This is a genomic window from Streptomyces sp. NPDC127190 (assembly GCF_042672505.1).
Taxonomy (GTDB): domain Bacteria; phylum Actinomycetota; class Actinomycetes; order Streptomycetales; family Streptomycetaceae; genus Streptomyces.
Genome location: NZ_JBHXVE010000017.1, coordinates 128,977 through 151,726, shown reverse-complemented (window position 1 = coordinate 151,726; position 22,750 = coordinate 128,977). Strand labels below are relative to the sequence as shown.

Annotated in this window: 21 protein-coding genes, 1 pseudogene and 1 riboswitch; of the genes and pseudogenes, 8 read left to right on the top strand and 14 right to left on the bottom strand. The window is 73.6% G+C overall.

Features of this window, described 5'->3' with window-relative positions; genetic code table 11:
- Positions 1 to 10: 10 nt before the first annotated feature.
- The gene (locus ACFVIU_RS25255; protein ID WP_385845221.1) at positions 11 to 1,180 is read right to left on the bottom strand and encodes a DUF2330 domain-containing protein; all 1,170 of its coding nucleotides are present in this window, start codon (positions 1,178 to 1,180) and stop codon (positions 11 to 13) included.
- 106 nt (positions 1,181 to 1,286) lie between these two features.
- Positions 1,287 to 2,666, bottom strand: a complete 1,380-nt coding sequence (proP, locus tag ACFVIU_RS25250) for a glycine betaine/L-proline transporter ProP (RefSeq protein ID WP_385845220.1) — start codon at positions 2,664 to 2,666, stop codon at positions 1,287 to 1,289.
- 401 nt (positions 2,667 to 3,067) lie between these two features.
- Between proP and ACFVIU_RS25245 the strand changes: the two genes are divergently transcribed.
- A complete protein-coding gene (locus tag ACFVIU_RS25245; RefSeq protein WP_385845219.1) occupies positions 3,068 to 3,289 on the top strand; it encodes a hypothetical protein in 222 nt (73 codons plus the stop codon).
- A gap of 37 nt (positions 3,290 to 3,326) precedes the next feature.
- On the opposite strand, the gene ACFVIU_RS25240 is transcribed toward ACFVIU_RS25245, so the two are convergent.
- A complete protein-coding gene (locus ACFVIU_RS25240; RefSeq protein WP_385845218.1) occupies positions 3,327 to 4,496 on the bottom strand; it encodes a steroid 3-ketoacyl-CoA thiolase in 1,170 nt (389 codons plus the stop codon).
- Positions 4,497 to 4,715: 219 nt separating this feature from the next.
- Here ACFVIU_RS25240 and ACFVIU_RS25235 point away from each other — a divergent pair, with 219 nt between their 5' ends.
- On the top strand, positions 4,716 to 5,948 hold the full coding sequence (locus ACFVIU_RS25235) for a cytochrome P450 (RefSeq protein ID WP_385845217.1): 1,233 nt from the start codon (positions 4,716 to 4,718) through the stop codon (positions 5,946 to 5,948).
- Positions 5,949 to 5,961: 13 nt separating this feature from the next.
- Here the strand turns inward: ACFVIU_RS25235 and ACFVIU_RS25230 are convergent, their stop codons facing one another.
- The 8 genes from ACFVIU_RS25230 to ACFVIU_RS25195 all read right to left on the bottom strand — a co-directional run bounded on the left by ACFVIU_RS25230 (position 5,962) and on the right by ACFVIU_RS25195 (position 14,956).
- On the bottom strand, positions 5,962 to 6,663 hold the full coding sequence (locus ACFVIU_RS25230) for a YoaK family protein (protein WP_385845216.1): 702 nt from the start codon (positions 6,661 to 6,663) through the stop codon (positions 5,962 to 5,964).
- 124 nt (positions 6,664 to 6,787) lie between these two features.
- Positions 6,788 to 7,201, bottom strand: coding sequence for a transglycosylase SLT domain-containing protein (locus ACFVIU_RS25225; RefSeq protein ID WP_385845215.1), 414 nt, complete (start codon positions 7,199 to 7,201; stop codon positions 6,788 to 6,790).
- Between the two features lie 345 nt (positions 7,202 to 7,546).
- Positions 7,547 to 8,377, bottom strand: a complete 831-nt coding sequence (locus ACFVIU_RS25220) for an ECF transporter S component (RefSeq protein ID WP_385845214.1) — start codon at positions 8,375 to 8,377, stop codon at positions 7,547 to 7,549.
- The gene (locus ACFVIU_RS25215; protein WP_385845213.1) at positions 8,374 to 10,065 is read right to left on the bottom strand and encodes an ABC transporter ATP-binding protein; all 1,692 of its coding nucleotides are present in this window, start codon (positions 10,063 to 10,065) and stop codon (positions 8,374 to 8,376) included. Before ACFVIU_RS25215 ends, ACFVIU_RS25220 begins: the two co-directional genes overlap by 4 nt.
- Positions 10,062 to 11,120, bottom strand: coding sequence for an energy-coupling factor transporter transmembrane component T (locus ACFVIU_RS25210; protein ID WP_385845212.1), 1,059 nt, complete (start codon positions 11,118 to 11,120; stop codon positions 10,062 to 10,064). Before ACFVIU_RS25210 ends, ACFVIU_RS25215 begins: the two co-directional genes overlap by 4 nt.
- 622 nt (positions 11,121 to 11,742) lie before the next feature.
- Positions 11,743 to 12,393, bottom strand: a complete 651-nt coding sequence (locus ACFVIU_RS25205; protein ID WP_385845211.1) for an SCO2322 family protein — start codon at positions 12,391 to 12,393, stop codon at positions 11,743 to 11,745.
- A complete protein-coding gene (locus tag ACFVIU_RS25200) occupies positions 12,390 to 13,610 on the bottom strand; it encodes a prenyltransferase/squalene oxidase repeat-containing protein (RefSeq protein ID WP_385845210.1) in 1,221 nt (406 codons plus the stop codon). Before ACFVIU_RS25200 ends, ACFVIU_RS25205 begins: the two co-directional genes overlap by 4 nt.
- A 110-nt stretch (positions 13,611 to 13,720) precedes the next feature.
- Positions 13,721 to 13,854: riboswitch (cobalamin riboswitch) on the bottom strand.
- Positions 13,855 to 14,014: 160 nt separating this feature from the next.
- Positions 14,015 to 14,956, bottom strand: coding sequence for a hypothetical protein (locus ACFVIU_RS25195; protein WP_385845209.1), 942 nt, complete (start codon positions 14,954 to 14,956; stop codon positions 14,015 to 14,017).
- 340 nt (positions 14,957 to 15,296) lie between these two features.
- On the opposite strand from ACFVIU_RS25195, the gene ACFVIU_RS25190 reads away from it, so the two are divergent.
- Genes ACFVIU_RS25190 through ACFVIU_RS25180 form a run of 3 tightly spaced genes read left to right on the top strand, consistent with a single transcriptional unit; the run spans position 15,297 to position 17,855 of the window.
- Positions 15,297 to 16,016: a helix-turn-helix domain-containing protein gene (locus ACFVIU_RS25190; RefSeq protein ID WP_385845208.1), complete on the top strand. Its 720-nt coding sequence runs from the start codon at positions 15,297 to 15,299 to the stop codon at positions 16,014 to 16,016.
- 22 nt (positions 16,017 to 16,038) lie between these two features.
- Positions 16,039 to 16,632, top strand: a complete 594-nt coding sequence (locus tag ACFVIU_RS25185) for a hypothetical protein (RefSeq protein WP_385845207.1) — start codon at positions 16,039 to 16,041, stop codon at positions 16,630 to 16,632.
- On the top strand, positions 16,632 to 17,855 hold the full coding sequence (locus ACFVIU_RS25180) for an MAB_1171c family putative transporter (protein WP_385845291.1): 1,224 nt from the start codon (positions 16,632 to 16,634) through the stop codon (positions 17,853 to 17,855). The genes ACFVIU_RS25185 and ACFVIU_RS25180 overlap by 1 nt, the downstream gene beginning before the upstream one ends.
- Positions 17,856 to 17,868: 13 nt before the next feature.
- On the opposite strand, the gene ACFVIU_RS25175 is transcribed toward ACFVIU_RS25180, so the two are convergent.
- Positions 17,869 to 18,318: a nuclear transport factor 2 family protein gene (locus ACFVIU_RS25175; protein WP_385845206.1), complete on the bottom strand. Its 450-nt coding sequence runs from the start codon at positions 18,316 to 18,318 to the stop codon at positions 17,869 to 17,871.
- Positions 18,319 to 18,660: 342 nt separating this feature from the next.
- The gene (locus ACFVIU_RS25170) at positions 18,661 to 19,686 is read right to left on the bottom strand and encodes an MBL fold metallo-hydrolase (RefSeq protein WP_385845205.1); all 1,026 of its coding nucleotides are present in this window, start codon (positions 19,684 to 19,686) and stop codon (positions 18,661 to 18,663) included.
- A gap of 215 nt (positions 19,687 to 19,901) precedes the next feature.
- Between ACFVIU_RS25170 and ACFVIU_RS25165 the strand changes: the two genes are divergently transcribed.
- A complete protein-coding gene (locus tag ACFVIU_RS25165) occupies positions 19,902 to 20,564 on the top strand; it encodes an HAD family hydrolase (protein WP_385845204.1) in 663 nt (220 codons plus the stop codon).
- On the opposite strand, the pseudogene ACFVIU_RS25160 reads toward ACFVIU_RS25165, so the two are convergent.
- Positions 20,545 to 20,937 (bottom strand): annotated as a pseudogene (locus tag ACFVIU_RS25160) (transcriptional regulator); the annotation flags it as partial. The gene ACFVIU_RS25165 and the pseudogene ACFVIU_RS25160 sit on opposite strands and share 20 nt — an antisense overlap.
- A gap of 6 nt (positions 20,938 to 20,943) precedes the next feature.
- Between ACFVIU_RS25160 and ACFVIU_RS25155 the strand changes: the two are divergent.
- Together ACFVIU_RS25155 and ACFVIU_RS25150 are read left to right on the top strand one after the other, a co-directional pair.
- Positions 20,944 to 21,177 (top strand): integrase, encoded by a 234-nt coding sequence (locus ACFVIU_RS25155; protein ID WP_385845203.1) that lies wholly within the window; start codon positions 20,944 to 20,946, stop codon positions 21,175 to 21,177.
- Between the two features lie 119 nt (positions 21,178 to 21,296).
- Entirely contained in the window at positions 21,297 to 22,748 is a 1,452-nt protein-coding gene (locus ACFVIU_RS25150) for an aldehyde dehydrogenase (protein WP_385845202.1), read from the top strand.
- The last annotated feature ends 2 nt before the right edge of the window (positions 22,749 to 22,750 follow it).

Sequence of the window (22,750 nt, the reverse complement as noted above, 5' to 3'; positions counted from 1 at the left end):
TCCCATCGTCTCAGCCCAGGGGCGCCCGCGGGGTGACCGGCGGCGGTGCCTGCACGGGCGGCGGCGGGATCACCGGCCGCCGGGAGCGTCGTACGACGATCAGGGCGACCACCGCCACGACGGCCAGCAGGCCGCCGCCGGCGGTCAGCACCCAGGCCGGGATCCCGGCGACCCGGCGCAGCTCGTCGTCGTAGATCACCTGCTGGACCGGGGTGTCGGCGGCCGCCCGGCGCAGCTCGTGGTCGCCGGTGATCTGCTCCGGGTAGGGGAAGGACTGGCTCAGGGCGGTCAGGTAGGGCGTTCCCCGTGCCAGCCTGCCCAGGGCGTCGGCGGAGCCGGTGCGCAGCCGGCCGGCGAAGACCACCTCGGGCGTCGGGCCGCCGATGGTGCCGCTGGTCTCCATGCGGTGCGCGGCGAGCACATACAGGCCGAGCGACTGCGGGGTGCTGGCCAGCCGGGACAGCCGCATCGGGTAGACCGGCCGGTCGCTGGCGAAGGTGAGCCGCAGCGGGTCCAGGGCGCCGCGCAGGGCGGTGCCCTCGCTCTTCGGGGCGAGGCGTACCGCCACGTACTCCCAGTGCTGGTCGACGTACGGCTTCAGGGCGGTGCGGAGCCGGTCGGGGAAGCCGAAGCCGTGGCGGTGCAGCCAGTCGGCGAGGCCGGCCGGGTCGGTGGCGGTGAGGCGGGCCACGTCGAAGGGGCCGAGCCGCTGCCGGTCGACCACGCCGACCCCGGGGGCGGCCTGGGCGGGCAGGGCACCGTCGCCGTTCAGTCGGCTGTCGAAGGGCCAGTCGCCGGTCTGCGGCCAGAAGTGGTAGCGGGTGCGGTGCACGGGGGCGATGGCCTTCGACAGCTGGTCGAAGAGGGCCGCGTCACCGAGCCGGACCTCGGCCCGGTGCGGGACGGGCATGATCCAGGCGGCGTGCCGGGCGTCCCCGTTCACCGTCAGCCGCATCACGATCTGTTCCTGCCGGCCGTCCCAGCGGAGCACGGACTGCTCGCTGGAGACGGCGATTTGCGTCGACGGGTCCGGCACCATGGCGCCGCACCCGCACGCGTAGGCGGGTGAGATCAGCCAGCCGAGCTGGATGCCGAGCAGGGCGAGGACGACCGCGAGGACGCGGGCTCTGCGCTGTGCCCCGGGATGTGCCCGCTGTCCCCGTACGAGTCGTCCGCGCATGAAGTGCCGCCCCCCTGTTGATCGTCGCCAGGGCTACAGACGGTACGTGCGCGCGGACGGTTCCGGGGCCGGGGGTCTTCACGGAACACCCCCGGCGCCTGCCGGTTTACGACGCTTCGACGGAGGGCGCGGAACCCGGGAGCGGGCGGCCCGCCGACTCCGCCATCCGCCAGACCGCGAAACCGCCGACCACGGCCGCGGCCATCATGTAGTACGCGGGCATCATCATGTTGCCCGTCGCGCCGATCAGCGCGGTCACCACCAGCGGAGTCGTCCCGCCGAACAGCGACACGGACACGTTGAAGCCGATGGACAGCGAGCCGTAGCGCACCCGGGTCGGGAAGAGGGCGGGCAGCGCGGCCGGCATGGCCGCCGTGAAGCAGACCAGGAGCAGGCCCAGCGCGCCCATGCCCAGCGCGACGGCGAGCAGGCTGCCCTGGCGGATCAGCAGCAGGGCCGGAACCGACAGGAACAGGAAGCCCGCACAGCCGGCCGCGATCACCGGGCGGCGGCCCACCCGGTCGGTGAGCGCCCCCGCGAACGGCTGGACGATCATCATCAGCGCCATCACGCCCAGCACGACCAGCAGCCCGTGCGTCTCGTCGTACTTCAGCTCGCTCGTCAGATAGCTCGGCATGTACGACAGCAGCATGTAGTCGGTGACGTTGAAGACCAGCACCAGGCCCATGCACAGCAGCAGCGCCTTCCACTGACCCGCCACCATCTCGCGCAGCGGCACCTTCGGCCGGGCCGCCTCCGCCTTCTCCACCTCGGCCGCGAACGCCGGGGTCTCCTCCAGCCGCATCCGCAGATAGAGGCCGATCAGACCCATCGGACCCGCGATCAGGAACGGGATCCGCCAGCCCCAGGCCAGCAGCTGGTCCGTGGACAGCAGGGCCGTCATCAGGGTGACCAGGCCCGCGCCGCCGATGTACCCGGCCAGCGTGCCGAACTCCAGCCAGCTGCCGAAGAAGCCGCGCCGCTTGTCGGGGGCGTACTCGGCGATGAAGGTGGAGGCGCCCGCGTACTCACCGCCGGTGGAGAAGCCCTGCACCAGCCGGGCGGCCAGCAGGAGCAGCGGCGCGCCCACGCCGATCGCCCCGTACGACGGGATCAGGCCGATCGCGAACGTGCCCGCCGCCATCATGATCATCGTGACCGCGAGCACCTTCTGCCGGCCCACGCGGTCGCCCAGCGGGCCGAAGACCATGCCGCCGAGCGGGCGGACCAGGAAGGCCGCCGCGAAGGCGCCGAAGGTCGACAGCAGCTGCGTGGTCGGGTTGCCGGACGGGAAGAAGACCTTGCCCAGGGTGACCGCGATGTAGCTGTAGACACCGAAGTCGAACCACTCCATCGCGTTGCCGAGCGCGGCCGCCTTCACGGCACGCCGGACGAGCGCGGGGTCGGTGACGGTGAGGTCGCGGTTGCGGTCGCGGGCCGGTACGACCGGCCGGGTCTGCGGGATGACGGCTGTGGCGCTGGCCAAAACGGGGCTCGCCTGCCTTTCGACGGGGACAGGGACGCGGTCCGGGGGCGGCGGCGGTGACGCCCGGGACCGAAGAACACTGAATCGACCATAGGGCGACTCGGGGCCCTTACGTGGCGTATGCAAATAAGTGCATGGTGCAATTTAATGCGCCGCACCCAGGCGTTTCCGGCCGCTCGCTCCGCCCCGGTCCGAGGGCTCACTGTGATCCTTCTCGCGTCCCGTGGGCGTTCGGAGGCCGGACGGATGATGGTCTTTCCGGACAAAAGAAGGAGGGACGTCAAGCGAAACGGGCGTATCCCGGGTCTCCCTCCCGGGGCTCGCGCGCCTCATGGGGTGCGCGACGGAACCCCTCGGCGTACAGGGCGCCGCGGACGAACGGGGTGGGAGGCCGGCGAGACGTGGCGAACGCGAATGTGCAGCGCGGCAGGCGGCCCGGGGACGCCTTCGGCAGCGCACCGGGTGCCGGACTGCGCGCCGCCCGGCTCGCCCTGTGGGCCGTGGTGGCCCTCCTCGCCGCCCGTCAGACGGCCCGCGCCCTGACCGCCCCCAGCGGCGAACGCCTCACCGGCCTGGAGGCCTGGGTCGGCCCGCACGGCGTCCTGCACCGGGTGGGGCGCTGAGCTGCCGACGTGCGCCGCCGCTTCGGCGGTGGTGAGGCTACAGCCGCTGGATGATCGTCCCGGTCGCCAGCGCGCCGCCCGCGCACATGGTGATGAGGGCGAACTCCTTGTCGGCGCGCTCCAGTTCGTGCAGGGCGGTGGTGATCAGCCGGGCGCCCGTCGCGCCGACCGGGTGTCCCAGGGCGATCGCGCCGCCGTTGACGTTGACCTTGTCCAGGTCCTGCTCGAAGACCCTGGCCCAGCTGAGGACCACGGACGCGAAGGCCTCGTTGATCTCGACAAGGTCGATGTCCTTCAGGGACATGCCCGCCTTGCCCAGCACCGCACGGGTCGCGTCCACCGGCCCGTCCAGATGGAAGTGGGGGTCCGCGCCGACCAGGGCCTGGGCCACGATCCGGGCCCGGGGCCGCAGTTTCAGCGCCCGCGCCATCCGCTTCGACGCCCACATGATCGCGGCCGCGCCGTCCGAGATCTGGGAGGAGTTCCCGGCCGTGTGGATCGCCGTCGGCATCACCGGCTTCAGGCCCGCCAGCGCCGCCAGGGAGGTGTCGCGCAGCCCCTCGTCCTTGTCGACCAGCCGCCACATGCCCTGCCCGGCGTGCTGCTCCTCCTCGGTGGTGGGCACCTGCACGGCGAAGGTCTCCCGCTTGAAGCGCTCCTCGGACCAGGCGACGGCGGCCCGCTCCTGCGAGCGCAGGCCCAGCGCGTCCGCGTCCTCGCGGGTCAGCCCCCGGCGGCGGGCGATGCGCTCGGCCGCCTCGAACTGGTTGGGCAGGTCCACGTTCCACTCGTCCGGGAACGGCTTGCCGGGGCCGTGCTTCGACCCCGAGCCCAGCGGTACCCGGGACATGGCCTCCACGCCACAGCTGATCCCGACGTCGATCACCCCGGTCGCGACCATGTTGGCGACCAGGTGCGAGGCCTGCTGGGAGGAGCCGCACTGGCAGTCGACCGTCGTCGCGGCCGTCTCGTAGGGCAGGCCCATGGCCAGCCAGGCGGTGCGCGCGGGGTTCATGGACTGCTCGCCGGCGTGGGTGACCGTGCCGCCGACGATCTGTTCGACCGCGTCGGCGGGGATGCCGGTGCGGCCGAGGAGTTCCCGGTAGGTCTCGCCCAGGAGGTAGGCGGGGTGCAGATTGGCGAGCGCGCCGCCGCGCTTGCCGATCGGGGTCCGTACGGCTTCGACGATCACGGGTTCGGCGGCCATGGGTGCGGGTCCTCTCCGAGAGGGCTCTCCTCCGAACTAGTACGCGTTCTAGTTCTGTTGTGCAGTCTGCTGACGTGACGTGCATCACCGCAAGAGTCTTGCAGCGGATTACGGGTGCGCGGCCGGCGGATTGGGGAGGCCGTACCCCTTGTCAGTTGTAGAACCCGTTACTACGTTCGCCCCACTCGCTGATGGACCGTCAGATGGCTGGAGCCGCCGATGCCCTGTCCAGCGCTGCCCGACGGGTTCGACTTCACCGACCCCGATCTGCTGCACCACCGCGTGCCCCTGCCCGAGTTCGCCGAGCTGCGCCGCAGCGAACCGGTCCGCTGGATCCCGCAGGCCGGCAGGGTCGCCGGCTTCGCGGACGCGGGCTACTGGGCCGTCACCCGGCACGCGGACGTCAAGTACGTCTCCACCCACCCGGAACTCTTCTCCTCCTCCCTCAACACCGCGGTCATCCGGTTCGACGCGCACATCCGGCGCGAGACGATCGACGCCCAGCGGCTCATCCTGCTCAACATGGATCCCCCGGAACATACGCGCGTGCGCCAGATCGTGCAGCGCGGCTTCACGCCACGCTCCATCCGGGCCCTGGAGGGGCGGCTGCGCGCCCGCGCGGAGGCGATCGTCGCGGCGGCCCGCGCCCGCACCGGCCCCTTCGACTTCGTCACCGAGGTCGCCTGCGAACTGCCGCTCCAGGCCATCGCCGAGCTGATCGGGGTGCCCCAGCAGGACCGGTCCCGGATCTTCGAGTGGTCGAACAGGATGATCGCCTACGACGACCCCGAGTACGCCATCACCGAGGAGGTCGGCGCGCAGTCGGCCGCCGAGATCATCGCCTACGCGATGGCCATGGCCGCACAGCGCAAACAGTGCCCGGCGCGGGACATCGTCAGCACGCTCGTCGCGGCCGAGGACGAGGGCAACCTGAACGCCGACGAGTTCGGCTTCTTCGTGCTGATGCTGGCGGTGGCGGGCAACGAGACCACCCGCAACGCCATCACGCACGGCATGCACGCCTTCCTCACCCACCCCGACCAGTGGGAGCTGTTCCGCCGCGAGCGCCCGTCGACCACCGCCGAGGAGATCGTGCGCTGGGCGACCCCGGTCCACGCCTTCCAGCGGACCGCCACCCAGGACACCGAGCTGGGCGGGGTCCGGATCGCCCGGGGCGACCGGGTCGGCCTCTTCTACGCCTCCGCCAACCACGACCCCGAGGTCTTCACCGACCCCGACGCCTTCGACATCACCCGCGACCCCAACCCCCACCTCGGCTTCGGCGGGGGCGGCCCGCACTACTGCCTGGGCAAGTCGCTGGCCGTCCTGGAGATCGACCTGATCTTCAACGCCATCGCCGACGCGATGCCCACCCTGACCCTGACCGAGGCCCCCCGGCGGCTGCGCTCGTCCTGGATCAACGGGGTGAAGGAGCTGAGGGTGCGGGTCTGACCCGGCCCGTCCCTCACTCCCGGCCGGAGGCCAGCGCCGCCAGGACCGCGGCGGTGACGGCCGCGATCAGCAGGGGGAGCGCAAGGCCGTGGTGCAGGACCAGCCAGCCGCCCAGGCAGGCGCCGGCGAACATGGCGACCGCGGAGGCGGTACGGCGCCGGGTGCGGTGGCCGGTGGCGTCGCCGAGCGGGGACTCGGCGGCGAGGCCGGTCAGGGTCATGGTCAGGACCGTGGTGGTCAGGTCGGCGACGCCCAGTTTGCGGACGGTGGCGTTGCGCAGGCCCATCGCCAGGGCGGTCAGCGCGATGAGCGCGTACGTCGTGCCGACGGTGCCCGGCCAGACGAAGGCCACCGCCGCCGACCCGCCCACCAGCACGGCCTCCGCCGCCAGCGCCAGCCGGGCCCACCGTCTGCGCGACACCGCGGCGAAGCGGGCCGCCACCCGGCCGCCCGTCACCGCGCCGGTCAGGAAGCAGCCGAGCGACGCGGCCGTGTGGGGCACCGAGAAGCCCGGCGCCCCGGCGGCCGCGAAGCCCAGGACGACGACGTTGCCGGTCATGTTGGCGGTGAAGACCCGGCCCAGCCCCAGATAGCTGACCGCGTCGATCAGCCCGCTCACCACGGTCAGTGCCAGCAGCACGGCCACCAGGCGCACTCCGCGCGCCTCCCGGTCCGGGGCCTTCGGCGGTTCCTGCGGGGCGGGCGTCCTCGTCACCGCTCCACTCCACCACGGGTGGCGGCGCGGGACGGGGAACGGGCGCGCATACACGCGCACCCCCGCCCGGGAAGGGCGGGGGTGCGGTAGCTCACATCAGCGCGGTCGACGCGCGGGGAACGGCTCAGTACCAGCCGTTGGCCTGCCAGAAGGACCAGGCCTTGACCGGGCTGCCGTAGCGGGAGTTCATGTAGTCCAGGCCCCACTTGATCTGGGTGGCCGGGTTGGTCTTCCAGTCGGCACCGGCGGAGGCCATCTTCGAGCCCGGCAGGGCCTGGACCAGGCCGTAGGCGCCGGAGGAGGAGTTGGTGGCGGAGGGGTTCCAGCCGCTCTCGTGCTCCACGATCTTGCTGAACGCGTTGAACTGCGCGGCGTCCGGAATCATCTTGTGCGCGATCGCCTGGGCGGAGGAGGCCGAGGTGGTGGCGGCCTGGGCGGGCGCCGCGCTCAGCGCCATGCCGGCGGTGGCGGCGGCCAGGGCGGCGGCGGTGAGGGCCTTCTTCGGGGAAGCGATGCGGCGGATGAAAGCGACGGACACGGAGAACCTCTTGCGTCGGGGACAGGGGATCGCCTGCACGGGATGGACCACGTGGTGTGTCCGGCATGCGTCGGCGCCGCGGCCCGTGGGGGCTCGTGGCGCCTGGCGACGTCCTCAAGACAAGCAGCCCGGAGAGCCGTCCGCAATGACCCCTTTTACTAGTTGTGGCCGGATCGAGCGGAAATATCGGTGCTGTGGCGTGGGTCTCAAAGTGCAGGTCAGAAGGGGTGCCCGAAAGGATGTATCGGACATTTAGGACTACGGCCCCGGGTCGTAGGTGACCTGCGTCATGTGGGGTGCTTCACCGTCTCGCTCACGGCCCGCACGGAACCCGTCACCCAGCGGTCACCGCCCGGGACCCTCGAATGTGACCGCGGTCTCGAACGCGGCCCGCCGGGTGGCCCGGCGCAGCGCCCGCAGCACCGCCGGACCCAGGGTGAGGGTCAGCAGCACCGTGCACAGCGCCCGGCCCAGGTCCCAGCCGAGGGAGGTGGCCGTGCAGTAGGCGACGAAACGGGCCAGGTTCGCCGGGACGGAGGCGTACGGGTCGAAGGAGATGCCCGAGGCGGCCGCGCCGAGGAAGGGCCAGCCGGCCAGGTTCATCACCGTGCCGTAGGCGAAGGCCGCGAGAAAGCCGTAACAGGCGAGCAGCACCGCTTCCGCCCGGCCGCGCAGCGCCACCGGGCCCGGCAGCAGACCCGCGCCCATCGTGAACCAGCCCATCGCCAGCATCTGGAACGGCAGCCACGGCCCCACCCCGCCGGTCAGCAGCGCCGACGCGAACATCGTCACCGAACCCAGGGTGAAGCCGAACCCGGGACCGAGCACCCGGCCGCTCAGCACCATCAGGAAGAACATCGGCTCGATTCCCGCCGTACCCGCGCCGATCGGCCGCAGCGCCGCCCCCGTCGCCGCCAGCACACCCAGCATGGCCACCGCCTTCGGCCCGAGGTCCGACTCGGCGATCGTCGCCGCCACGACCGCGACCAGCAGCACCAGCAGGCCCGCGAAGAGCCAGGGCGCGTCCTGGGCGTGGGCGCTCAGCCGGGAGTCGGGCGGGGCCAGGAAGGGCCAGCCGAAGGCGACCACACCGACCGCGCTGACCAGCGCCAGAGCGGCCAGGGAGCGGGGGCCGAGACGGACGGCGTGCAGCCGGGAGGCCCGGGCGGCGGTCATGACAGCGCCTGCCGGACCTCGGACACCGTCAGCCACCGCTGCGGGGCCAGGATCTTGGTCACCTGCGGGGCGAAGGAGGGGGAGGAGACGACGATCTCCGCGGTCGGACCGTCGGCGATCACCTCGCCCTCCGCCAGCAGCACCACCCGGTCGGCGATCTCCGCCGCCAGCTCCACATCGTGCGTGGCCAGCACGATCGCATGCCCCTCGGCCGCGAGCCCGCGCAGTACGGTCACCAGCCGGGCCTTGGCCGCGTAGTCCAGGCCGCGGGTCGGCTCGTCGAGGAGCAGCAGCGGCGGGCGGGCGGCCAGGACGACGGCCAGGGCGAGCGCCAGCCGCTGGCCCTCGGAGAGGTCGCGGGGGTGGATGTCGTCCGTGATGCCCGGCAGCAGCTCGGAGACCAGGGCGCGGCAGGTGCCGGGCGGGGCGCCCGCGTCCACGTCGGCCGCCGCGCACTCGTCGGCGACCGTGTCGGCGTAGAGGAGGTCGCGGGGGTCCTGCGGGACGAGGCCGACGCGGCGGACGAGGTCGCGGGGCGAGGTGCGGTGGGGGGTGACTCCGCCGACCTGCACGGTCCCGGAGGTCGGTGCGAGCAGGCCGACCAGGGTGTTCAGGAGCGTCGACTTTCCGGCGCCGTTGCGGCCCATGAGGGCGAGGGTCTCGCCGGGGGTGAGGGTGAGGTTGATCTTGTTGAGGGTGAGGAGGTTGTTGTCGCGGCGGAGGGAGAGGTTGTGGATGTCGGCGAGGTTGGTGGACGGGGTGTCCGCGGTACGGCTGGAGCGGCGGCGGAAGAGGGAGGGGCGTGCGGCGATTGTGCTGGCCGGGTGGGGTGTCGCTTGCCCGGCGGCCCGACTGCCCGGAGCTCCATGTGCGACCGACAGGCGTTCTCGCAGGCTGGTGGCTTGGCGGCGGGCGTCTCGCACGGTGAGGGGGAGGGGGGACCAGCCCGCGAGCTGGCCCAGGGCCACCACGGGCGGGAAGACGGGGGAGACGGCCATCGCCTCGGCCGGGGTGCCGATGAAGGGCGCTTCGCCGGGGCCGGGGAGCAGGACGACGCGGTCGGCGTACTGGATGACGCGTTCCAGGCGGTGCTCGGCCATCAGGACCGTCGTACCCAGGTCGTGGACCAGGCGCTGGAGCACGGCCAGCACCTCCTCCGCCGCGGCCGGATCCAGTGCCGAGGTCGGCTCGTCCAGGACCAGCACCCGGGGGTGCGGGGTGAGGACCGAGCCGATCGCGACCCGCTGCCGCTGACCGCCGGAGAGGCTTGCGAGGGGGCGGTCGCGCAGGGCGGCGAGGCCCAGCAGGTCGAGGGTCTCCTCGACGCGGCGCCGCATGACGGCCGGGGAGAGGCCCAACGACTCCATGCCGTAGGCGAGTTCGTCCTCCACGACGTCCGTCACGAAGTGCGCCGACGGGTCCTGTCCGACCGTACCGACGACATCGGCGAGTTCCCGCGGCTTGTGGGTACGGGTGTCCCGGCCGGCCACCGTGACCCGGCCGCGCAGCGTGCCGCCGGTGAAGTGCGGGACCAGCCCGCTGACCGCGCCCAGCACGGTCGACTTGCCGACCCCGGACGGCCCGACGAGCAACGCCAGTTCACCCTCCGGCACCTCGAAGTCGACGCCGTGGAGGGCGGGTCCGGTCGCGCCGTCGTAGGTCACGCCGACGTCCTCGAAGCGGATCAAGACGGCTCCTCGGGGGCCTGGGGGACGATGAAGGCGGGAAGCAGGGCGAGCAGCACGGCCGCGGCCGGCCAGAGGGGGAGGGCGGGGGCGACGAGGGGGACGACACCGGGGTGCAGGTCCTCCGGGTCGCGTGCGGCGGCGAGCGTGAGCAGCGCGGCGACGGCGGCACCCGAGCCGGAGACCAGCCAGGCGCGCAGGTCCCAGGGGTCCGGCCGGTACCGGGTCCGCAGCGAGCGGCGGCCGCCGAGCCGCAGCCCGGCGAGCGCGGCGGCGACCCCGGCCAGCAGGACCGGCAGCCCATAGCTGCCGCCCTCCGCGGTGAGCAAGCCGTACGTCCCCGCGCAGACGCCGAGCAGGCCGCCGAGGGTGAGCGCGGTCGTCGTACGGCGGACCCGGGCCGGGACCTCGGCGGTACGGCCGTAACCGCGCGCCTCCATAGCGGCGGCCAGCGCGACGGAACGCTCCAGCGCGCCCTCCAGGACCGGCAGTCCGACCTGGAGCAGTCCGCGGACGCCCCGGTCCGGGCGGCCGCGCAGCCGGCGGGCCGCGCGCAGGCGCTGTACGTCCGCGACCAGGTGCGGGGCGAAGGTGAGGGCCACGACGACGGCCACGCCGGTCTCGTACAGCGCGCCCGGCAGGGACTTGAGCAGGCGGCCCGGGCTCGCGAGGGCGTTCGCGGCGCCGACGCAGATGAGGAGGGTGGCCAGTTTCAGACCGTCGTAGGCGGCGAAGAGGAGCGCTTCGGCGGTGACCTCGCCGCCCAGGCGGATGCCCTGGGCCCAGTGGGGGAGCGGCACCTCGGGGAGGGTGAGGAGGGTGTGGGTGCCGGGGATGGGGGAGCCGAGCGCGGTGGCGAAGAAGAGGCGGACGAGGAGCACGGCGAGGGCGAGTTTGGCGAAGGCGGTGTAGGAGCGGGCTGTCGGGGCGGCGCTGCGGTGGGTCGCCACCACATAGGCGGAGACGGTGATGAGAAGGGCGAGGAGGAGGGGATTGGTGGTGCGGGTGGCGGCGGTCCCGAGCGCTATCGCCCAGAGCCACCAGGCACCGGGATGCACGGCGGCCCCGCCCCGGCGCCGGGGGCGTGAGGCGGTGGCGTGGGGCGGCACCGGGCGTGCGACTGCCGTGGCGTGGGGCGGCACCGGGCGTGCGACTGCCGTGGCGTGGCGCGGCTCCCGGGGCGCGGGCGCCGTCGCGTGGATCCGGGCCTGACGCGCCGCCGGTGCGGCGGCCTGCGGCGCCTGATGCGGGGCTGCCGTGGGGTGGCGCGGTGTCTCAGGGGGCGCCGGGGTCGCCGGGGCATGGGGCGGTGTCTCGTGCGTCGCCGATGCCGCCGGGACGACGCCGGCCGGCGACGGCTCCTGCTCGGCCGACCGCGGGGCACGGTCAGCGGGCGATGGCTCCTGCTCGGCCGCCCGTGAGCCACGGTCAGCCGGTGACTGCTCCTGCTCGGCCGAGCACGGTGCACGGTCGGCCGGTGACGGTCCCCGGTCGGCCAACTCCGATCCACCGTCAGCCGGCGACAGCCCACGCCCGGCCGGCGACGGCTCCTGCTTGGCCACCCACGGTGCACGGTCGGCCGGTGACAGTCCCCGGTCAGCCGCCCCCGATCCACGGCCGGCCGGCGAAAATCCCCGGTCAGCCGCCCCCGATCCCCGCTCGGCCGGCGACGGCTCCCGCTCAGCCGGAGGCATTTCGCCGCCGCTTCGCCTGCCAGGCCGCCGCGGCCGCCAGCAGGGCCACGGCGCCCGCGCCGATCGGCAGCCCCAGCGAAGGGCCGCCCCCGCCCGCGGGGCTGCTCTTCGCGCCGCCGCTGCTGTGGTCCGTGGACACCGCCTCCCCGCAGCCCTTGCGCGGGTACCCGTCGATCGCGCACAACAAGGCGTTGGTGTCGTACCGCAGCGGCTTGGCCACACTCGCCAGCGCTTCCGCGGCCGAGGCGTCGCCGGACACCCGCGCGCAGGCCGTGCGGCGGGCCGGCGGCGTCTCGCCGGAGGGCGCGTCCGCCGGGGTGCCGAAGTCGAGGACCAGGGCCACCCGCTTGGTGCCCGGCCGCGCCGGTACGGCGGCGCAGACGGTGTGGAAGTCCGCCGTACCGCGTGGCCTGCTCGCGTCGGCGGAGTCCGCGCTCACCGCGAAGCGGAAGCCCAGGACGGCGCCGTCGTCGGGGCGGGCGGTCGAGGGGCCCTGGGTGGCGTAGGTCCAGGTGCCGTCGGTGCGTTCCCAGAAGGACCAGTAGCGGTAGCCGGTTGCCCGCGCCTCGCCCGTCGCCCCGAGCAGCAGGGCGAGCGCGGCGAGCAGCGCGGGCGCGGTACGGCGGACGACGCTCACGGCTGCCGCTTCTTCCGGCCGCTGAGCAGGAAGCCGACCCCGATGCCCGCGACGAGGCAGACGCCGACGAACCACCAGACGCCGAACGTCGAGTTGTCGTCGGACTTCTTCTTCTCCTGCTGCTCGGCGGACATGTGGGGAGCTGGGCCGAGGGTGTTGAGGGAGTGCACCAGGCTGGTGCCGCCGAAGTCGCCCGGCTGTGCGCCGACCGCGTGCGCGGCGAGGATCAGCTCGGCGTACGCGGCCGGGCCGCTCTGCGCCGCCCAGGGGGAGGCGTGCTTCTCCAGCCAGCCGTACGCCTTCTTCGCCTGCTCGACCCGGCCGTCCGCGGCGAGCGCGACGACCGCGTCCGCCGTGTTGCCGAAGTCCGGCTGGTCCGTGGCGCCGGGCAGCGTGGACATGAGGTGGCCGGTCTTGGCGAGGGCCGAGGCCAGATAGGCGCCGCCGTTGTCCGCGATCTGGGCGGGCGTGGGGTGGCCGCCCTTGGTGCACGTGTCGTGCGCCGGGGGCTTGCCGGCCTGCGCGACGAAGCCCTTGCCGAGCGCGCCCAGCACGCCGGCGGCCGTCGCGTCGGCGTTGGCGACCAGTTTGCCCTTCTTGTCCGGCTGGTAAGCGAGGGCGCCGCCGCCGTCCTGGTCGCACGGGACGGACCAGGCGGCCAGGGCGTCGTAGGGGGACTTGCCGGAGGTGCGGACGTCCGCGGGGTCGGTGCCGTTCGCGGACAGCGCGCCGATGACGACGGAGGTGGAGTTGGCGTCGCCGGTGCCGCCGGGGTAGAGGCCCCAGCTTCCGTCCTTGTTCTGCACGGACTTCAGCCAGTGCACCGCCTTCTCGACCGCGCCGCCGTGCCCGCCGACCGCCTGGAGGGCCTGTACGGCGGCGGCCGTGCTGTTGGTGTCGACGGTGACCTTGCTGTCGCAGGCCCGCGCCGGGTCGGCGCGGAAGGCGGCGAACGCGCCGTTGGCGCACTGCTGTCCGGCGAGCCAGTCCACGGCCGCGGGGGCGGGCCGGTAGCCGAGGGTGCGCTGGGCGATCAGGGTGAGCGACTGGCGCCACACCCCGTCGTAGGTCGGGTCGGTGGTGCCGTACAGGCCGGAGGGGATCGCGGCTTTGGGGGAGGGAGAAGAGGCCGGGGGCCGGCCGGCTGCCGTGGCGGGTGCGGCGGCGGCCAGCACGCCTATGGCGGCCAGGGCCGCTGCGCTGCGGCGGACGTTCATGATCGGCGACTGCCTCTCCTGCGGGGAGCCGGGCAGCGCGCGGGAAGGCCCCGGGCGGCTCGGCTCCGTAGACCTCGACGGTGCCGTGCGCGGCGGGCCGCCACGCACGTGAGCCGGTCAACGTCCCGCACGGGTGCTCCGGCTCACCACCCGGAAGAACAAGGGTGGCTGACGGTTGCGGGTCAGCGCCGGAATTGCACCGGCTTCCTCCCGTACGGGCGTGATGACGACCCAGCCACTGTACCGGCAGCTCTCCGCGCGCCGAGGGGCGGCCGTGCCCGTACCGGGTCGGGCCGCGCGCCGAGGGGGCCGTGCCCTGTACCGGGTCGGGCCGCGCGCCGAGGGGCGGCCGTGCCCCGTACCGGGTCGGGCCGCGCGCCGAGGGGGCCGTGCCCCGTACCGGCTCAGGCCGCGCGCGGCTCCCACGGTGCGTCGGACAGGGCCGGTCGCGGGTGGGAGCGGGTCAGGTGGTCGAGGGCGCGCTCGCACTCCGTGGTGTCCTCGCCCGTGACCACCCAGTGCGCGGGCCGGCCGGCGGGCGGGGCGGGGCGGGCGAACTGGACGGCGGCGGCCCGCTGGCGGGTCGGCGACACGTCCGGGAGGCCGCCGGTGGCCAGCGTCGCCGCGGCGCCCGCGAGGTCGACCCCGGTGGCCTCCTCCACCAGCAGCGGTACCAGGTCCCCCGGCAGACAGGGGGTGACCCCGGTGACCCGCGGACCGCGGGAGGTCAGCCGCAGGCCGACATGGGCGACGGTGTGGGCCAGCCGGAGGGCGCGGGCGGCGCGTTCGACGGTCTGGCGGAGGAACCGGTTGTGCAGCAGCGGGTCATGGGCGTGCACCGAGTGCCGCAGCGCGCCCTCGGCGGGCGGCGGCGCCGGGGTCGTACGGACGAGTGCGGTGATGCGGACCTCGTCGTCGAGGACCACGGCCACGGCGGACACCAGCGGCCCTTCTGCGTCCTCCGCGTCCTCCACGGCTGCCGGTACCACCCGGTGCCGGGCGAGCAGGGTCCGTACCGCCGAGGGATCGGCGCAGGTCGCGGCCGTCGTGTACGGCAGGCCCGGCAGTCCGAGCCAGGCGGCGATCCGCGCGGTGCTGCGGACGTACCGCCCGGACCAGGTCAGGACGCCGCCGACCCGGTGCCGGGCCGTGTACCGCAGGACCGCCTCGGCCGTCTCCGCCTCCCGGCCCGGATCGGCGGCGACATGGCCGGCCAGGTACGGCCGCGCCCAGGCGGGCGGCGCGGGCGCGACCAGCACCACCGGGCGGCCGGCGGCGATCCGGGCCAGCGGGAACTCGCCGTACGCGGCCCGGCCGGCCCCGAGCAGAAGGACGGGCTGCGTCATCGACGCCTCACCTTCATGCAGAGAGAGGTTCACCAAACGTGTGCACGACGGCCAGGCGTAAGGGAGTCCATGGCAGTCGCGTGGAGAAGGGGGTCAGGCTTCTCGTGCGAGGCGAACAGGGCGCCCCGGATGCCGCTCCCCCATAGGCGGCACCCGGGACGGGTCTGTCGGATCTTGCTCTCTGTGCCGTGATCCTCACCCATCGCACCCCGAACTGTCAACGATTGCTGCCTAATTCCGCAGGGGCTCTTGTCACATCTGGCCGGGGAACCGACGACCCGGTAACCTCGTCGGGCCAGTCACCGAGCACGACACCACGACAGGCCCAGGGGGGATTCCGGTGAGTGACGCCTATGCCGAGCTGGCCGAAGCCCTGCACCGGCTCGGCGAGTTGACCGGACGGCCGCCGGGGCGGCTGCCGGAGGTCCTCGACGTGGCCGACCTGTCCCATCGCACCGGCATTCCCGTCGCCACCGTCGTGGAGCTCCTCTCCGGCGGCCGGGCACCGGAGACGGGGCTGGCCGAGCGGGTGCGCCAGCGGCTGGACTTTATACGCGAGACCCGGCGCCGGCCGGACGGCAAGCGGTACTCACTGGACGAGCTGGCCCGGATCGCCGGGACCAGCCGGCAGTGGCTGAGCGAGTGGCGCAAGAGCGGCATGCCGAGCCTGGAGCACACCGACCGGCTGCGCCGCTTCTTCGGCCTGCCCGCCGGCTACTTCACCGCCGACGAACCCGAGGCGCTGCACGAGGCGTTGCAGCCGGTGGTGCAGAGCCTGGAGGCCGAGGCGGACCCGCTGCTGCGGCTGCGCGAGAGCGGACTGGTCCGGCTCGCCGCGCGGGCCCCGCAGATGAACGCCCGCCAGCTCGCCACCCTCGCCGATCTGGCCGAGATGATCATCTCCTCCGAGCGGGCCCCCGAGCGCGCCGCCACGGGAGCGACGGCGGGAGCGACCGCGGGAGCGACCGCCGCGGGCGCGCCGGCCGGGCGCGCGACCGCCCCGCGGGCGACCGCCGCGGGGGCGTCGGCCGGCCGGGCGGGGGACGCCGGGAGTGCCTGAACCGACGTCCTGGAGAGCCCCTTTGGCCCGACACCTCGGCAAGCCCAAGCCCGACAGGTCCCCCAAGCGCTTCCTCGACCGGCTGGTGCGCGACACCGCCCGCACGCTCACCCCGCCCACCACCGCCAAGGCGTTCCTGCACGCGCTGTGCGCCACGCTCAGCCCGCAGCTGGACCGCCCGGTCGGGCTGAAGTTCGTCGCCTTCCCGTCCGACCTGGACGTGTCCGGGGTCACCCTCGCCACCGAGGAGCGGTACATCGTGGTCGTCGAGGACCGCGCCCCGGACCCGCACAAGTTCGTCATCGCCGGGCACGAGATCGGCCACATCCACTACGGCACCCTCGATGTCCACTACCCGGACGGGCTGCCCGCCGCCGCGCGCCGGCTGCTGTCCCGGGCCGAGGAGGACATCCCCTGGGACGAGGTCGTCGCCATGGCCACCCGGGCGCCCGCGGGCCGGTCCGCCGCGGCCGAGTGGGAGGCCGAGGAGTGCGGGCTGCGGCTCGCGGCGAAGTTCTCCAAGGTGGTCGGGCCGGGCGCGGCGGCCGGCCGGCTGACCCAGGACACCCTCACCGACCGGCTGTCCTCCTCGCTCGGCAACATCGGCGGGCCGTGATGGACTGGGACATCGCCGGCACCTTCGCCGCGTACGCCGTGCCGTCCGCGCTGTTCGCCGTGGCCTTCGTGATCAAGCTGCCGCTGCTGCGCCGGGCCTGGCAGGACCCGATCCTGCGGGCCACCGCGGTGCTGCTCGGCATCGGCGCGATCGTGTTCGCCTCGCTGCCGCCCGCCAATCTGCACCGCATCAACCGGATCAGCGGCGTCCCCAACTTCGCCGGGCTGTGGGTGTACTCGCTGCTGACCGCCTACTGCGGCGCCTGTCTGTGGCTCATCATCACCTGGCGCGAACCGCCGTCCGCCGTACGGCGCCGGCGCACCCGCCTGGTCTGGATCGCGTACGGCGCCATCGTCGCCGGACTGTGGACGACGTTCCTGCTCGGCGACCACCATGTGGAGCGGCTCCGCGACCTCGACACCTACTACGCCAACACGCCGTGGATGCGCGAGTTCGGGGTGCTGTACCTCGTGGCGCACCTGGTGTCCGCGCTGGTCGCCGCGGGGATGCTGTGGGCCTGGTTCCAGGAGGTCGAGGACACCTGGCTGCGTCGGGGCGTGATATTCCTCCAGACCGCCTACGCCCTCGGGCTCATCTTCGACGCCTCCAAGCTCGCCGCGATCGGGGCCCGCTGGAGCGGCCGGGACTGGGACTGGCTGTCCACGTATGTCGCCCCGCCGTTCGCCATCGCCGAGGCGGGCCTGGTCGGGGTGGGCTTCATCGCGGGCCAGGCGGGTCCGGTGGTCGAGGAGCGGAGACGGCTGGTGCGCACGCACCGGCGCCTGAAGCCGCTCTGGCAGACCATGCTGACCGTCGCGGCACCGGCCGCCCCCGCCACCGGCCGGGTCAGCGGCGCCGCCCTCCGCCTGGAACTGCGCCGGGCCACCATCAACGACGGCCTGCTCAAGCTCGCCCCGCACCTCAGCTGCGCCCGCCGCGAACGGGTGCGCCGGGCGGCGACGGAGGTGGGCTATCCGGTCCGCACCGCGCGGGGCATCGCCGGCGCGGTGGACGTCCTGACCGCGGTGGAGATCCTGGCCGCGCCGCTCGACCGGGCCCCCGCCCCGGTTCCCGACAGCCTCGCCGAAGCACCCACGGATGCCGCCGACATCCCGGACAGCGAACTGGAGTGCATCGCCCAGGCGCTGCGGCTGCACGGCCCGGCGATCGACAGGTTCCGCCGCCAGGCGGCAGCCGCCGAAGGCCTCCCCTCACCCGCGTGACCCGGCTGCCTGCTCAGCCGGCCTTCGGCGTGGCGCCGCCGAAGGGGAGGTGGAGCGCCCGGTGTGCCAGCAGCCACTCTCCGTCGACGCGGCGGAAGGTGTCCTCGTAGTGGCCGATCTGCACGGGCGGCCCCGCGGGGATCATCTCGCCGTGGTAGCCGTCGACGCGGTAGGTGGCGAAGTACGAGACCGCGGTGGCGGTGTCCGGGCCGGTCAGGGTGACGAGGACATTGGACATGAAGCGGCGCGAGAGCCGGTCGGCGGGCCGGGAGCCGAAGTAGGCGCGCAGCGCCGCCCGGCCCTCGCTGCGCCGGCCGTCCCCCGGCGCGGGCCACTCCCACACACCGTCCTCGGTGAACAGCTCGGCCACGGTGGCCGGTTCGCCGAGGTCGAGGCGGTGGACGAAGTCCAGGATGACGCGCTCGCAGGCGTGCCGGGCGAGGAGCTGCTCGATCGTGTCCATGGCGACTGTCTAGCAGCGCCGGCCCTGCGTGGGCGACCGGATTACACGGCCGTGTACGCCACCGGCGCGCTGCCCGCGACCGGATTACACGGCCGTGTACGCCACCGGCGCGCTGCCCGCGACCGGCTCACACGGCCGTGTACGCCACCGGCGCGCTGCCCGCGACCGGCTCACACGGCCGTGTACGCCACCGGCCCGCTGCCCGCGACCGGATCACACGGCCGTGTACGCCACCGGCGCGCTGCCCGCGACCGGCTCACACGGCCGTGTACGCCACCGGCCCGCTGCCCGCGACCGGCTCACACGGCCGTGTACGCCACCGGCCCGCTGCCCGCGACCGGATCACACGGCCACGTACGCCACCGGCGCGCTCCCCGCGACCGGCTCCGCCCGCCCCTGCTTCACCAGCCGCCGCACATGGGCCTCGGCCTCCGACACCGCGATGTTCCGGGAGGAGTACGGGATCTCGGCCCAGGGCCGGTTCCACTCCATGCGCTCGGCCAGCTGCCAGGGCGTGAGCGGCTCGGCGAGCAGGGCGAGCAGACCGGCCAGCCGCTCCTCGTGGTGGCGCAGCAGCTCCCGTACCCGCCCGGCCGCGTCGGTGAAGGCGTGCTGGTGCGCGGGGAGCACCTCGGCGGGGGCGAGGCGGCCGACGCGCTCCAGGGAGTCGAGGTAGTCGCCGAGGGGATCGGTCACGGTCGCGTCGTCGGGATCCTCGTACAGGCCGATGTGCGGGCTGATCCCCGGGAGCACATGGTCACCGCTGAACAGCCGCCCGTACCCGGCCAGTCCTGCCGGGTGCTCCTCCTCCAGGTGCAGGCAGACATGGCCGGGGGTGTGCCCCGGGGTCCAGATCGCGCGCAGCCGGCGGCCGGGCAGATCGAGCAGCTCGCCGGGGACGATCTCCCGGTCCGGCAGGGCGGGGGCGAGAGCGGGCAGCGCGCCCCGACGCGGCCGGTGCAGCGGAGCCACATGCTCCGCGGGCGCCCCGGCGGCGGTCAGCTTGGCGGCCATGTACGCGAACCAGCGCTCGGGCCGGGTCTCCCGCGTCCGCCGCACGATCGCCGCGTCCGCCGCGTGCAGCGCCAGCCACGCACCGGAGACCTCGCGCACCCGCGCCGACAGCCCGTGGTGGTCCGGGTGGTGATGCGTGATGACGACCCCGTACACCTCCCGCACCGACGTACCACAGCCCTCCAGCCCCGCCGTGAGCGTGTCCCAGGAGCCGGGATCGTCCCACCCGGTGTCGACCAGCACCGGCCCCCGGTCGGTGTCCACCACGTACACCAGTGTGTACCCAAGGGGATTGTCCGGAATAGGCACCCGAACCGACCACACACCCCCGCCGTGCTCGAACACCTTCCCCATCAGGGTCCCTCCGCCCGCCCACCCCACGGCCATTGCCCACTATAACTAGAACGGGTTTCAGCGGATGCCCAACTAGGCTGATCCGACGCGGCGTTGAGCTGACCTGTGCTGATGTCTCCGCTGTCCGCCGCCGCTTGCCGACGTCGACCACCCCCGGACGGCCCAGGGACGGCCCAGCCCTGAGGGCGGAGCCCTTGGCGCCGTAGGCTGAGCGCATGATTCGCGCTGTGATCTTCGACGTTGGCGAGTGCCTCGTAGACGAGACCACCGAGTACGGCACCTGGGCCGACTGGCTCGGCGTCCCCCGCCACACCTTCGCGGCGATGTTCGGCGCCATCATCGCCCAGGGCCGCGACTACCGCGAGGTGTTTCAGGCCTTCCGGCCGGGCTTCGACCTGTACGAGGAGCGGGAGAAGCGGGCCGCTGCCGGGAAGCCCGAGCACTTCGGTGAAGAGGATCTCTACCCCGACGTCCGCGACGCGCTCGCCGCGCTCCGCGCAGACGGGCTGTGGCTCGGCATCGCCGGGAACCAGACCGTGCGCGCCGGCCGGATCCTCCGGGAGCTGTTCACCCCGGACGTCGACCTGATCGGTACCAGTGACGACTGGGGCGCCAGCAAGCCGGACCGCGCGTTCTTCGACCGGGTCGCCGAGGTGGTGCCGGCCGAGGTGGACGAGATGCTGTATGTCGGTGACCGCGTCGACAACGACATCAGGCCGGCCGCCGCTGCGGGCATGCACACCGCGCTGGTGCACCGCGGGCCGTGGGCGACGATTCAGTGGCGGAGCGAAGAGGCGGAGAAGCTCCCGACCTTCCGGGTCGAGAGCCTCCTGGAACTGTCGCCGCTGATCAAGCAGTTCAACGAGCAAGGGCACTGACGGTCGTCGACCATCCGTACAGGCGATCGTCGAGGTCGCGGACGCACCGCTCGTGCTGGTGCGGCGCCAGGGCGCGCCGCACCTCCCGCACGCGGTCCATGCCCGTCGCGTACCAGGTCCGCTCCAGCTGATCCAGTGCCCGGAGCGCGTACCCGCACGCGGCTTCCGGGTCGCCTGCGGCTGCTTCGACTGCGGCGAGATCGCCGAGGACGACCGTGCTCTGCTTCTCGTCGGCCGGGCCGAGCGCGTCCAGGACTTCGAGGAGCGTGGTCCGGGCCTGCGGGAGATGACCGGCGCGGAGCTGGGTGTTCCCCCTGAACGCGGCCAGGCGGACGGGACTGAACCAGTCGAACCACTCGGGCGACGCATGCTCGCCGGCATGCACGCGCTCCGGCACTTCTACGCCTCGGTGCTCCTCGACTCCGGGGAGAGCATCAAGGCCCTCAGCGCCTACCTCAGCCACGCCGACGCCCGCTTCACGCTCCGTACCTACACCCACCTCATGCCGAGCAGCGAGACGCGTACGAGGGAACGCCGTCGACGCGATGTACCGCACGGCCCACAAGGATCCGACGGCCCCCTGATGGCCCACGGGATCCGCGCCCGCCCCTGATCTCCGGGAAACCCCTGGTCAGGCGCATTCTCGTCCTCTCCGTGGACTACTTGAACTAGAACTGATATCAGTTCTGAAACAGCGTCAGAAACCTGCGGTGCGGCGGGAGGCGGTCGGGTATGGCCGAGGTCGTGGAACACGGACAGCTGTTCATCGGCGGGGAGTTGACCGATCCCCTGGGGCAGGGCGTCATCGAGGTGATCTCCCCGCACACCGAGGAGGTCATCGGTCGTGTCCCGCACGCCTCCCGGGCCGATGTCGACCGGGCCGTGGCGGTCGCGCGCCGGGCCTTCGACGCCGGGCCGTGGCCGCGCGCCGGCCTGGAGGAGCGGATCGAGGTCGTCAGCCGAATCAAGGACGGCATCGCCGCCCGGCACGAGGAGATCGCCCGGGTGATCTCCGCCGAGAACGGCTCCCCGTACTCCTGGAGCGTCCTCGCCCAGGCGCTCGGCGCGATGATGGTGTGGGACGCGGCGATCGGGGTCGCGCGCGCGTACCCGTACGAGGAGCGGCGCGCCGGGGTCCTCGGCCCGATCCTGGTCCGGCGCGAACCGGTCGGGGTGGTCGCCGCGGTCGTCCCCTGGAACGTGCCGCAGTTCGTCGCCGCCGCCAAGCTCGCGCCCGCGCTGCTGGCCGGCTGCACGGCCGTACTCAAGCCGTCCCCGGAGTCCCCGCTGGACGCGTATCTGCTGGCGGACATCGCCCGGGACGCCGGTCTCCCCGACGGCGTCCTCTCCGTGCTGCCCGCCGACCGCGAGGTCAGCGAGTATCTGGTCGGCCACCCCGGCGTCGACAAGGTCTCCTTCACCGGCTCGGTCCCGGCCGGCCGGCGGGTGATGGAGGTCGCCGCCCGCAACCTCACCCGGGTCACCCTGGAGCTGGGCGGCAAGTCCGCGGCGATCGTGCTCCCGGACGCCGACCTGGAGACGGCCGTGTCCGGCATCGTCCCGGCGGCCTGGATGAACAACGGCCAGGCGTGCGTGGCACAGACCCGGATCCTGGTCCCGCGCGCCCGCTACGCCGAGTTCGCCGACGCCTTCGCCCAGGCCGCGAGCGCGCTCCGGGTCGGCGACCCGCTCGACCCGGCCACCCAGGTCGGCCCGCTGGTCGCCCGGCGCCAGCAGCAGCGGAGCCTCGACTACATCCGCATCGGCCAGGAGGAGGGCGCCAAGATACTCACCGGCGGCGGCCGCCCGGCGGGCCTGGAGAAGGGCTGGTACGTCGAGCCGACCCTCTTCGGCGACGTCGACAACACCATGCGGATCGCCCGCGAGGAGATCTTCGGCCCGGTGATCTGCCTGCTGCCGTACGGCGACGAGACCGAGGCCGTACGGATCGCCGACGACTCCGAGTACGGCCTGTCCGGCAGCGTCTGGACCGCGGACGTCGAGCGCGGCATCGAGGTGGCGCGGCAGGTCCGCACCGGCACCTACTCCGTCAACACCTTCAGCCTGGACATGCTCGGCCCGTTCGGCGGCTACAAGAACTCCGGCCTCGGGCGGGAGTTCGGGCCCGAGGGCTACGGCGCCTACCTCGAGCACAAGATGATCCACCTCCCGGCGGGGGCCTGACG